This is a genomic window from Aphanothece stagnina RSMan2012 (genome assembly GCF_046764815.1).
Classification (GTDB): domain Bacteria; phylum Cyanobacteriota; class Cyanobacteriia; order PCC-6307; family Cyanobiaceae; genus NIES-981.
Genome location: NZ_JBKOUC010000041.1, coordinates 1 through 10,559, shown reverse-complemented (window position 1 = coordinate 10,559; position 10,559 = coordinate 1). Strand labels below are relative to the sequence as shown.

The following is a 10,559-nucleotide window of genomic DNA, read 5'->3' as shown; positions in this document are numbered from 1 at the left end:
TGGCCATGGTCATTCCCCTACCTTCTTCCCGAACACACGATGGGGTTGCCCATCGAGGGGCATGTCCCAGCTCTCCACACTCTCCACAATGGCTTTGAGGGGTTGAAGCTCCCGCTGATTGGGCATCATCGTGGCGGCATAGCCGATCGTCGCTGGCATCTGGGCTGAGCTCGCATCCAGGTTCTTCAGGAAGGGCAGGTAGTCGGCATCGGCCAGAGACCCACTCAGCACGAGCGCTCCCAGTGGAATCTTATGGGTGTCGCTCGCGAGGCTTCGAACGGGAACGGATGGGGGCGGCAGGGAGTCGTCCCAGGCGATCGCATCCACCTGGCCCTCGTTCAGCATGGTCTGCAGAGCCGGAAAGTCGAGCGCAAAGGTGACCTGGCCGAGGCTGAGCCCATGCATGTTGTAAAGGGGCAGATAGAAGCCCGTCAGTGAGCCGCGCGGCAGCAGCCCGACCCTGGCCCCGTTCAGATCAGCCAGGCTTTGGAACCGGCTCGAGGCCAGCACCAGGATCGACGATCGGGAGGTGTGGCGTCCGCCGAGCACGCGCAGCGGGCTGTAGCCGGCGGCTTGGCGCAGGGCGAAAGCCGTCAGGCCGGGAGGCAGAAAGGCGGCATCCCACTGGTGAGCCTCCAGCTTGTCCCGGGCCCGATCGGTGCTGCTCAGGGGTTCGAGTTGCACCTCACACTGGCTGGCCTCCATCAACAGGGTGCGGAGGCCCTCGATCTCCTGGTCGGCGAACGGCAGCTGGGTGGAAGCCGACAGGCCTTCCCGCGGATCGATCAGGCCCACCCGCAGCGTGCCGCTGGGTCCGCAGAGGGGCTGGCGGGACACCGAATCACCGCCGCTGCAGGAGCCGAGCAGCAGGCTGAGCACCGCCAGTCCGGCCGTGCCCATCCGGGCGAGAGATGGGTTGCGCGTCCTGTGGTGTTCACGGGTTTCCCCCGGCAAGGCCATGGGCATCAGGGCTTCTGGCGGTCCTTGAGCATCTGCATGGAGATGGCCAGGCTCTGTTTCATGCGCTCGAAGCTCTTGGCCAGATGGCCGATCTCATCCATGCGGCTCTTCTCGGTGAAGCTCACGCTGGTGGGTGTCACGCTGGCCTCCTCCGCCTTCTGGCTGATCAGGCGCATCGGCCGGAGGATCAGGCGGTTGAGCACGGAATTGGTCACGAGGGCGACGACCACGAACACCAGGGCCAGCAGGAGCACCGTGGCCATCAGCGACTGCCGCTTGGCCTGAAAGACCGTGTCCTGGGGGACGGAAACGATCTGGGCGCCGACGATTTCATCGAGCTTCCAGCCGAAGCCGTTGGTGTCGCCATAGGCCAGCAACTGGCTGCGGGGGGCCCGATCCGGGGTGGAGTGGCAGGCCAGGCAACTTTCGCCGGACACCCGGATGGGCCGTGCCACGTAATGGAAGCTTCCGAGGGGGGTGGAGCGTTCCCCTGTGATCACCTTCTGGGTGGGTGAGGAACGGAAGGATTCGACCACTCCCGCTTCGAACGTATCGGCCTTGTCCTTGAGGTTGGTGGGATTGAGGGTGGCTTCCCGGTAGGAATATTGCTTGTAATCGGGTTTGGCGCCCCGGAGATATTCGAAAACCGTTGTGGCCGAATAGCTGGGTACGGCCTCGGGACGGAAGGCGCCCGGCCCCTGATTCAGGGGTGCCACCACTGGATTCACCTCCTTGGAGGTGTACTCCCGCACCGCCAGCATGGTGTCCATGAAAAAACCCGACCGCTGGTTGATCAGGTCCTTGGCCTGCCACCCGAACAGCTGATCCAGCAGCAGAATCGCCACCAGGATCGAGCCGCTGAACACCAGTGCCAACGTCAGCGAGAGCTGCTGTCGCAACGGCCTGCTTCCGTCACCACCCAGCAGAGATCTCAAGGGGGGACGCTTCACAAGCAGGCCTTGACGCACTGAAAACCAATCTAAGGAGCATCGTCTCGTCTGCCCAGATGGTGTTGTCCTTCCCTGCTCGGGGCCCATGGACGGCCAACGCCGATGCCGAAAGGCACCTCCGCTTCCGCGCAGGTTTGCGGAAGCCGGCCCGTCCCCCCTATCCGCCGCCGCCGGCCTGGCCCGATTTCCCTCCCCCGGCCCGTCCACCCCGGCCCGGCGAAAGGGCTCCAGGCACCCGGCCCGCCCGCTTGGTGCGGCGCAACAGCCCTGCGAGCCGCCGCTCCTCAGGCTCGCTCGCCGGACGCCACTGGCCCGGCTCAAGCCCGGCCAGGGTCAGGGGAGGCTCCCCATCCATCAGGTCGATGGCCACCCGCAGCAGGCGCAGGGTGGGCAGGCCCACGGCCGCGGTCATGCGCCGCACCTGGCGGTTCCTGCCCTCCTGCAGCTCCACCTGAAGCCAGCTGGTGGGGATGGAGCGACGGTGCCGCACCGGTGGGATGCGGTCCGGCAGGTCGGGGGCCTCCATCGGACTGATCCGGGCTGGCCTGGTGGGCTGGCCCTGGATGATCACGCCCCGGCGGAGTCGCTCCAGGGCTTCGGGCTGCTGGTCACTCTCGCCCTCGACCTGGACCCAGTAGCGGCGCCAGTGGCCGAAGGCTGGATCGGTGAGCCGCTGTTGGAGGGGGCCATGGTCGGTGAGCACGAGCAGCCCCTCGCTGTCGGCATCGAGGCGTCCGGCGGCATAGACGCCGGGCACGTCGATGAAGGGAGCCAGGCACTGCCAGCGGCTCCCGGGCTCCGGGGTGAACTGGCTCAGCACCCCGTAGGGCTTGTGGAACAGGAGGGTGGTCAGGTCTGGGCAGCGTCAGGACTGGCGGGCATTCCAGAGGTTGACCACGCCGATTGAGATCAGCAGCAGGCCCAGATCCATCGGCAGGGGGGGCAGGATCATGGGCGGCGGACCGGTGGGATGGGAGGGCCGACCCTAGGTGCCGCTGAAATGGGTTGAGAGGTGCGCCACCTAAGCTGGTCGCAGCTGTTACTGGTTTGGGCACTGCGCCGCATGATTGAGACCTCCGGTGTGATTGAAAAGGAGCAGGGAAACGGGTTCTACCTGGTGACCCTGGAGCAGCCGGCCGGTCACCAGTGCCTCTGCCGGGCCGCAGGCAAGCTCACCAAGTTCCGCATCAAGCTGCTGGCCGGCGACAAGGTGCTGGTGGAGATCAGCCCCTACGACCTCACCCGTGGCCGGATCACCTACCGGGAGCGCAATGCCGGAGCCACCGGCCCCCGGCCGGGCGGCAACCGGCCGGGCGGGCCGCGTCGCCGCTGAGCCCGAGCCCGGGGTTGCCGCCGCGAGCGCGAGGCCAGCCCCCCTCAGGCCGGGACCCCCAGCAGGGATTCGATCGCGGCCCTGAACTCGCTCCGCTGCTTGACCCCCCGGAACTGCTGGACGAGTTCCTTGCGGAAGAACAGCTGCACGGTGGGGGTGCCGGTCACCCCGGCCTGCACGGCGATCTCCTGATCGGCCTCGATGTCGATCTCCACGCCCTGGGCGGCACCGCCGAGCTCCTCGAGCACCCGCTTGAGCTGGGGCTTGAGCACGTGGCAAGGGCCGCAGGTGGGTGAGGTGTACACCACCAGCAGGGGCTTGGCGCTGTCGTGGTACAGCTTCCGCAGGGCGTAACCGCCCTTCTGCCACAGGGCGTCGGGGTCGAAGTTGTGCTCATCGCTCGTGGCGGTGTGCTTCGGTTCGCCCACCTCCTGGGGATCCACCGGGCTGTGGCTGACGGTCACGGCCAGATCGTGGTGGGTCAGCCAGCGCTCAGCGGCCAGGGCGGCCTGGCAGCCGCTGCCCGCGGCGGTGATGCCCTGCCGCCATTCGGCATCCGCCACGTCACCGGCGGCGAACACCCCGTCGAGGCTGGTCTCCGGTCGGCCCGGGCGGGTGATCAGGTACCCCCGGCTGTCGACCTCCAGCTGTCCCTTCACCAGACGGGTGTTCGGGGTGTGTCCGATGGCATAGAAGAGGCCTTTGACCGGCAGCTCCTCGGTCGCACCGCTCCGGGAGTCGCTCAGCGTGATGGCCTCGAGCCAGTCGCCACCGCTGCAGTCGAGCACCAGGCGGTTCCAGTGCACGGTGATCGCGGGGTTGGCCAGCACCCGATCGGCCATGGCCTTGCTGGCGCGCAGCTTGTCGGATCGAACGATCAGGTGCACCTGGCTGCCGTATTTGGTGAGATACACCGCCTCTTCGCAGGCGGAGTCACCGCCGCCCACCACCGCCACGGCCTCGTTGCGGAACTGGGGGGTGGCGCCGTCGCAGATGGCGCAGGCGCTGATGCCGCGACTCCAGAACTGGGCCTCGCTGGGCAGTCCCAGCCGGTTGGCGCTGGCTCCGGTGGCCAGGATCACGCTGTGGGCCTCGATGGTGGACCCCTCCGCCGTGATGCGGAAGGGGCGCTGGGAGAGGTCGATGGCGGTGGCGTCCGCCATCACCAGATGGGTCCCCCAGCGTTCCGCCTGGGCCTTCATGCGGTCCATCAGGTCCGGACCCAGGATGCCGTCGGGGAAGCCGGGATAGTTCTCCACGTGGGTCGTGGTCATCAGCTGTCCCCCCGGGATGCCGCCGTCCTGGAATCCAGTGATCAGCAGGGGGTTGAGGTTGGCCCGGGCGGCATAGATGGCGGCGGTGTAGCCGGCGGGCCCCGAGCCCACGATCACCAGGTTCTCGATGGCGGGGCGGCCAGGGGCGCTGCGCTCTGCGGACACGGCTTAAGCGGATTGACTATGAGTTAAGCCTAGGGGATCGGTGGTGGAGATGGCGAGAGAGGGCTTCGGCGCTCGGTTCGTGGACCGCGCCAGGGATCCGGAAGGGTCTGGAACCGCACTCCCCTGGGCCGGCCCGCGTCACAGGCGCTCCGCCCGGCCCGGGGCGGGGTGGAGCTGGGGAGCGAAAGGCTTTATGTTTGCTTCAGATTTCCAGGAGGCCGTCGGTTTCCGGTTTCATCCGCTTGGCCAGGTCGCTCGGCACCATCAGCATGCCCATCTCCAGCAGCTGCGGGTGCTCATCGAGTCCGAGCAGCCATTCCCGGAATTCCTCGGTGAGCGCGTAGCTCTCCTCGTAGTGCTCCAGGCCGTCAAGGGTGGCCCGCCGGGCCAGGGCCCAGCTCACGGCAACGGTCAGCCGGCGATTCAGTGGGGCTTCCATGATGCCGATCCGCTTCCCGTTGATGGCACCACGCTGCCGGCGACTGGCCCCGGCTGACGTAGTGGTTGACACAACGTCGCACATTGCATGAACCATTCCGCCCGGTTTGGCAAGTCATGGTGCTGATTTCGTGGCGATCTCAGGCGGGCCGGCGCAGGAATCCCGGCAGCTCGGGCCCCCGCAGCCGGATCACCGCACCGGCCTGCTCGTCGATGGCCTCGAGGGGCAGGGTGGCGTTGGCGCCTGGGCCCTGGGGGTCTGTGGCGGCCGTCGCCTGGCGGGGGCGCAGCAGGTAGGGCTCGCTGAGGGACCAGCTGCGGGCGTAGCTGATCAGCAGGGGATCGGCCGGCGCGAACACATAGGAGGGGTGGCGGGGAACCGTCTCGATCGACGCCCGCCCGCCATCCATCCGCACGGCCCGGGTGATGGCCTGCACGAAGCGGCTGCGGGTGACCACGGTGGTGAGGTAGGCCACGACCCGCAGGCGGGGGGCGTCGAAACCCTCGGCACACATGTCGATGCTCACCAGCCAGTCGCCGTCCCCGGCCTGGAAGCTGCTCAGCCGGGAGGCGGCCTCCGGATCCTGGGAGTGCACCAGCTGAACCCGATCCCCCTGCTCGCTGAGCAGATCCGAGACCCTGCGGGCGTGGGCGATGTCGCGGGCGATCACCAGCCCCCCGGCCTCCGGGTGCTCGGCGCGCACCCGTTCCAGCCGCTGGCGGGCACTGAGCAGCAGACGCAGGGCGATGCTGCTGGAGTCGCCCAGCCGGATCGCCCGGCGCAGGTTGCGGGCCCGCCAGCTCTCGCGGGATTCCGCCGACAGCGGCGAGGTCTCGCCCTCCCCCGGCTGTTCGGGCCGGCCATGTTCCACCCAGCCGTCCTGGAACCGGAATTCCAGGGGACGAACGTCGCCGGCGGCGATCAGCTGACGGGGTTCGACGCTGAGATCCGGGCTGATGTGCTCCACGATCTCCCCGCCCTGGCGCGCCCGCACCCGCCGGGCGGCGCAGAAGGCGAGATTGTCCGCCCGGAAGGGGGTTCCGGTGAGGCCGAGGCGCAGCTCGGCCGCTTCTGTCAGGCAGCTGAAGACATGGCCCCAGGCCGCCGCTTCCGGTTCCTCGGGATCGATGCCCAGGTGGTGCACCTCGTCGGCGATGGCCAGCCAGCGGCCCGGTCCGCTGCCGGGCCAGGAGGCCGTGAGCCGCTCCCGGTGGCGAGCCGCGGACTGGTAGCTGAGCAGCAGTCCCTGGGCCTGCGGATCGGCGGCCTGGGCGCCCAGCTCCAGCTCGGGATCCCAGCTCCGCAGGCTCAGCCCCAGGCGGCCGGCGGCCTGTCGCCACTGGGCTGCGATCGAGGAACGGTGGCAGAACACCAGAAACCGATCCAGATGCCCCTCCTGTTGCAGGCGCTGAAAGCTGAGCAGGGCCCCGAGGGTCTTCCCCGCTCCGGGGCCGGCATGAATCAGCACGTCGCGGCCGTGGGGGAGGGGGTTGAGCAGGCGGGCCCGCAGCAGCCGCAGCAGCTGGCTCTGCCAGGCCCGCGGCTGCACCACGGCGGAGGGCCCTCCGCTTGTGGCCGGCGCCAGGTCGAAGGAATAGGGGGCCATGGCGCTCCGTCCGGCTGTCATTGTCCCCACCCCCGTCCAGGGCCTGCCCCAGGATTGAGTGTTCTGGCCGATGGACGGCGGCCAGGGTCTGCCTAGGTTCCGGCCATACGGCACTGTCCATCTGGCCATGGCCCACCCCTCTGAACCCTTCACGCCCGGAGCCCGCTCCCAGCGCCACCACCTCGAGCTCTGCTGGCAGCTGGACTGCGACATCGATCCGCTGATCCTGCGGGTCCGGTGGCTGCGCCGGCAGCGTGCCGGTCGCCAGGCGGCCTGCCTCGAGGAGGAGATGCTGCCGCTGTTCTGAGCGGGGCCTGGGGGTGTGGGCTGGGGGTTGCGTGGGCAACCCCGCACATTCCCGATTCGAGCGTTGCCGCTCCCGGGGGAGCGACCCCTAATGGAATCAGGACCATGCGAAGCCACGTTGTCCCCTTCCCCCCCCCATCTCCTGATTCCGCGGGAGCACCGGCCTGGTGAGGCGCGGGTCGCCGCCACGCCGGAGACCGTGCAGCGCCTCACCGGCAAGGGTCTGCACATCACCGTGGAGGCCGGCGCCGGCGAACCCTCCGGGTTTTTCGATCAGGCCTATGCCGCCGCCGGGGCCCAGCTGAGGGGCCCCGACCCCGAGGTCTGGGAACAGGTGGACGGCGTGCTGTGTGTGCAGCCTCCTCAGCGCGAACGGCTCGACCTGCTGCGGCCCGGAGCGCTGCTCGTGGGCCTGCTGGCTCCCTACGGAGCCGACGTGCTGGTGGGCTCCCTGAACCGCCGCCAGGTCTCGTCCCTGGCCCTCGAGCTGCTGCCCCGCACCAGCCGTGCCCAGACCATGGACGTGCTCTCCTCCCAGGCCAACATCGCCGGCTACAAGGCGGTGCTGCTGGCGGCGGCGGCCCTGGACCGCTACGTGCCGATGCTGATGACGGCCGCCGGCACGATCCAGCCCGCCCGCACCCTGATCCTCGGGGCTGGCGTGGCCGGGCTGCAGGCCCTGGCCACGGCCCGTCGCCTGGGCTCGGTGGTCTATGTGAGTGACGTGCGGCCGGCGGCCCGGGAGCAGGTGGAGTCGCTCGGCGGACGCTTCGTGGCTCCCCCGGAACTGGCGGAGACCCCGGCCGAGGTGGGCGGCTACGCCCAGGCCGCCACGGAGGCGTTCCTGGAGGCCCAGCGCAGCCAGCTGGAGGAGCAGCTGGCCCAGGCCGACATGGTGATCTGCACCGCCCAGGTACCGGGGCGTCCGGCGCCCCGGCTGATCAGTGAAGCGATGCTCGATCGCATGCGCCCCGGCTCGGTGGTGGTGGATCTGGCGGTCGGCCAGGGAGGCAACTGCGCCTGCACCGTGGCGGGACAGACGGTGCTGCGCAACGGCGTGCAGCTGATCGGTGCCGATGCCCTGCCGAGCAGCGTGGCCAACCACGCCAGTGCCCTCTACGCCCGCAACGTGGCGGCACTGCTGGAGCATCTGATCACCCTCACCGCGCCGCCGGAGGACGCCGGTCTGCCGGGAGGCGGCGCGTTTCCCCTCAACCGCGAAGACCCGATCGTGGCGGGCTGTCTGCTCACCCACGCGGGCCGCTGCTGGCGGCCCGACGTGGTCGGCCTGCCGGCCGAGGAGCCGGCCCTGGTGGGAGCGCTCCGCTGATGGCCAGTCTTTCGGAGTCGCTGTGGGTGCTCCTGCTCGGCAGCCTGCTCGGGCTCGAGCTGATCGGCAAGGTGCCCCCCACCCTGCACACCCCCCTGATGAGCGGCGCCAATGCCATCAGCGGCATCACGGTGCTGGCCTCCCTGACCCTGATCGCCCAGGCCGACGCCAGTCCGGCCCTGCTGGTGCTGGGCTCCCTGTCCCTGGGCTTCGCCCTGTTCAACGTGGTCGGCGGCTTCCTGGTCACCGACCGGATGCTGGCCATGTTCTCCCGCAAACCCAGCCGCGCCCGCGGCACCGATTGAGTACCCCGTCCTGATGGATTCCCTCAACGCCGCCTTCCCGGTGGCCATCGACCTGGCGGCCGTGCTGCTCCTGGCCCTGGGCATCAAGGGGCTCTCCAAGGTGCGCTCGGCCCGCTCCGCCAACGGCCTGGCAGCGCTGGCCATGGGCCTGGCGGTGGTCGGTCTGCTGATTCAGCTGCGCCCCGCTCCGATCGCCTGGGCGGGCATCGCCCTGGGCACCGCCGCCGGCGGCCTGGCCGGGCTGCTCACGGCCCGGCGGGTGCCGATGACGGCCATGCCCGAGATGGTGGCGCTGTTCAACGGCTGCGGTGGTCTGGCCTCCCTGCTGGTGGCCGTGGGCGTGGCGCTCTTCCAGCCCGAGGCCAGCGACCTTGTGGCCCAGGTGTCGATCGCCATCTCCGTGGTGGTGGGCGCCATCACCTTCAGCGGTTCGATCGTGGCGATGGCCAAGCTGCAGGGCTGGCTCGACACGCCGGCCTGGACCCAGAGCGGCCTGCGCCACCTGGTCAATGCCGCCCTGGCCGCCGTCGCCCTGGGGGCCGCCGTGCTGCTGCCGGGCCATCCCGGTGGGGCGGTGCTGCTGGTGCTGGTGGCCGCCTCCAGCCTGCTCGGCGTGGGCGTGACCCTGCCGATCGGCGGCGCCGACATGCCCGTGGTGATCTCCCTGCTGAACAGCTATTCCGGCGTGGCGGCGGCGGCGGCCGGTTTCGTGGTCGGCAGCCAGCTGCTGATCGTGGCCGGCGCCATGGTGGGGGCGGCCGGGCTGATCCTCACCCAGGTGATGTGCACGGCCATGAACCGCTCCCTGGTGAGCGTGCTGTTCGGGGGAGCCCTGGGCACCGCGGCCAAGGTGGGCGGCGGCGGCAGTGAAGCCGGCTACACCCACATCACCAGCTGTACCCCCGAAGAGTGCGCCCTGGCCCTGGAAACGGCTGAGCGGGTGGTGTTCGTGCCTGGCTACGGCCTGGCCGTGGCCCAGGCCCAGCACGCCCTCCGGGAGCTGGCCAAGATCCTCGAGGCCAACGGCACCGAGGTGAGCTACGCCATCCATCCCGTGGCCGGACGGATGCCGGGTCACATGAACGTGCTGCTGGCCGAGGCCGACGTGCCCTACGAGCAGCTGCAGGAGATGGACGCGATCAACCCGGAGTTCCCCCGCACCGATGTGGCGATCGTGCTCGGCGCCAACGATGTGGTGAACCCCGACGCCAAGCGTGATCCGAGCAGCCCCCTGTACGGCATGCCCGTGCTGGAGGTCGATCAGGCCCGCCAGGTGTTCGTGGTGAAGCGCAGCCTCGGCGCCGGCTATGCCGGCATCTCCAACGCCCTGTTCGAGCTGCCGCAGACGGCGATGGTCTTCGGCGACGCCAAGGCGGTGCTCAACGGACTGCTCTCCGAGCTGCGGGAGCTGGGGGTGGGTCGACAATCGGTGGCCTGAGCCCGCCAGGGGGCCTCCCACCCATCGCCCATGATGTCTCCGAGCGGCTCCCGGCCCAGCTGGGGCTGAGCCCCTTCCAGCAGCGCTGGCCGTGGTACGGCCCGGATCTCCAGACCATCCGCGACACGGTGCGCCCGCTGCAGCTCGGGCCCGACCGGGGCGTTCCCACCAGCTTCGCGCTGGCGGGGGGGGAGCGGCTCGTGGCCCTGGCCACACCTCCCGCTCCTGCTCAGGCGCAGAAGGGTCTGGTGCTCGTGGTGCATGGCCTCGGCGGCAGCAGCGGCCGCCCTGGGGTGCGCCGTCTTGCCCTGGGGTTGCAGCAGGCCGGGTTCGCCGTGCTGCGCCTCAACCTGCGCGGTGCGGGGCCGGGCCGCGGCCTGGCCCGCGGCACCTATGCCGCGGCCTGCAACAGCGATCTGCTGCCGGTGCTCCACCAGGCCGCCGCCCTGGCGG

General features: G+C 69.9%; 11 protein-coding genes and 1 pseudogene. 6 read left to right on the top strand and 6 right to left on the bottom strand.

The window, feature by feature from the left end:
* Positions 1 to 9 precede the first annotated feature (9 nt).
* The 3 genes and pseudogenes from ACLNEE_RS16045 to ACLNEE_RS16035 all read right to left on the bottom strand — a co-directional run.
* On the bottom strand, positions 10 to 966 hold the full coding sequence (locus ACLNEE_RS16045) for a phosphate/phosphite/phosphonate ABC transporter substrate-binding protein (RefSeq protein WP_411423320.1): 957 nt from the start codon (positions 964 to 966) through the stop codon (positions 10 to 12).
* Positions 966 to 1,895 carry a c-type heme family protein gene (locus ACLNEE_RS16040; RefSeq protein WP_411423319.1) on the bottom strand — a complete coding sequence of 310 codons (930 nt, stop codon included), beginning with the start codon at positions 1,893 to 1,895 and terminating at the stop codon, positions 966 to 968. Before ACLNEE_RS16040 ends, ACLNEE_RS16045 begins: the two co-directional genes overlap by 1 nt.
* A 277-nt stretch (positions 1,896 to 2,172) precedes the next feature.
* Positions 2,173 to 2,763, bottom strand: a pseudogene (locus tag ACLNEE_RS16035) (pseudouridine synthase); the annotation flags it as partial.
* Between the two features lie 210 nt (positions 2,764 to 2,973).
* Here ACLNEE_RS16035 and infA point away from each other — a divergent pair.
* A complete protein-coding gene (infA, locus tag ACLNEE_RS16030; protein ID WP_015108791.1) occupies positions 2,974 to 3,243 on the top strand; it encodes a translation initiation factor IF-1 in 270 nt (89 codons plus the stop codon).
* Between the two features lie 44 nt (positions 3,244 to 3,287).
* Here the strand turns inward: infA and trxB are convergent, their stop codons facing one another.
* The 3 genes from trxB to ACLNEE_RS16015 form a co-directional block, all read right to left on the bottom strand.
* A complete protein-coding gene (trxB, locus tag ACLNEE_RS16025) occupies positions 3,288 to 4,682 on the bottom strand; it encodes a thioredoxin-disulfide reductase (RefSeq protein ID WP_411423318.1) in 1,395 nt (464 codons plus the stop codon).
* A gap of 202 nt (positions 4,683 to 4,884) precedes the next feature.
* A complete protein-coding gene (locus tag ACLNEE_RS16020) occupies positions 4,885 to 5,121 on the bottom strand; it encodes a hypothetical protein (RefSeq protein ID WP_412007368.1) in 237 nt (78 codons plus the stop codon).
* 139 nt (positions 5,122 to 5,260) lie between these two features.
* Positions 5,261 to 6,727 (bottom strand): DEAD/DEAH box helicase, encoded by a 1,467-nt coding sequence (locus tag ACLNEE_RS16015; protein ID WP_412007367.1) that lies wholly within the window; start codon positions 6,725 to 6,727, stop codon positions 5,261 to 5,263.
* Between the two features lie 127 nt (positions 6,728 to 6,854).
* On the opposite strand from ACLNEE_RS16015, the gene ACLNEE_RS16010 reads away from it, so the two are divergent.
* From ACLNEE_RS16010 to ACLNEE_RS15990, 5 genes are all read left to right on the top strand, one after another.
* A complete protein-coding gene (locus tag ACLNEE_RS16010) occupies positions 6,855 to 7,034 on the top strand; it encodes a hypothetical protein (RefSeq protein ID WP_411423315.1) in 180 nt (59 codons plus the stop codon).
* 117 nt (positions 7,035 to 7,151) lie between these two features.
* A complete protein-coding gene (locus ACLNEE_RS16005) occupies positions 7,152 to 8,363 on the top strand; it encodes an NAD(P) transhydrogenase subunit alpha (protein WP_411423314.1) in 1,212 nt (403 codons plus the stop codon).
* Positions 8,360 to 8,668, top strand: coding sequence for an NAD(P) transhydrogenase subunit alpha part 2 (locus ACLNEE_RS16000; RefSeq protein ID WP_411423334.1), 309 nt, complete (start codon positions 8,360 to 8,362; stop codon positions 8,666 to 8,668). Before ACLNEE_RS16005 ends, ACLNEE_RS16000 begins: the two co-directional genes overlap by 4 nt.
* A 13-nt stretch (positions 8,669 to 8,681) precedes the next feature.
* Complete coding sequence (locus ACLNEE_RS15995; protein WP_411423313.1) at positions 8,682 to 10,106, top strand: NAD(P)(+) transhydrogenase (Re/Si-specific) subunit beta; 1,425 nt, start codon at positions 8,682 to 8,684, stop codon at positions 10,104 to 10,106.
* Positions 10,107 to 10,234: 128 nt separating this feature from the next.
* Positions 10,235 to 10,559: alpha/beta fold hydrolase family protein (locus tag ACLNEE_RS15990; protein ID WP_412007366.1), on the top strand; the 325-nt coding region annotated here is incomplete at its 3' end.

What these genes read in the sequence shown, in the direction of transcription:
- ACLNEE_RS16015 (WP_412007367.1), bottom strand. Translation starts at nt 6,727, where the DNA reads ATGGCCCCCTATTCCTTCGACCTGGCGCCGGCCACAAGCGGAGGGCCC.
- infA (WP_015108791.1), top strand. Translation starts at nt 2,974, where the DNA reads ATGATTGAGACCTCCGGTGTGATTGAAAAGGAGCAGGGAAACGGGTTC.
- ACLNEE_RS16010 (WP_411423315.1), top strand. Translation starts at nt 6,855, where the DNA reads ATGGCCCACCCCTCTGAACCCTTCACGCCCGGAGCCCGCTCCCAGCGC.
- ACLNEE_RS16020 (WP_412007368.1), bottom strand. Translation starts at nt 5,121, where the DNA reads ATGGAAGCCCCACTGAATCGCCGGCTGACCGTTGCCGTGAGCTGGGCC.
- ACLNEE_RS15995 (WP_411423313.1), top strand. Translation starts at nt 8,682, where the DNA reads ATGGATTCCCTCAACGCCGCCTTCCCGGTGGCCATCGACCTGGCGGCC.
- ACLNEE_RS16045 (WP_411423320.1), bottom strand. Translation starts at nt 966, where the DNA reads ATGCCCATGGCCTTGCCGGGGGAAACCCGTGAACACCACAGGACGCGC.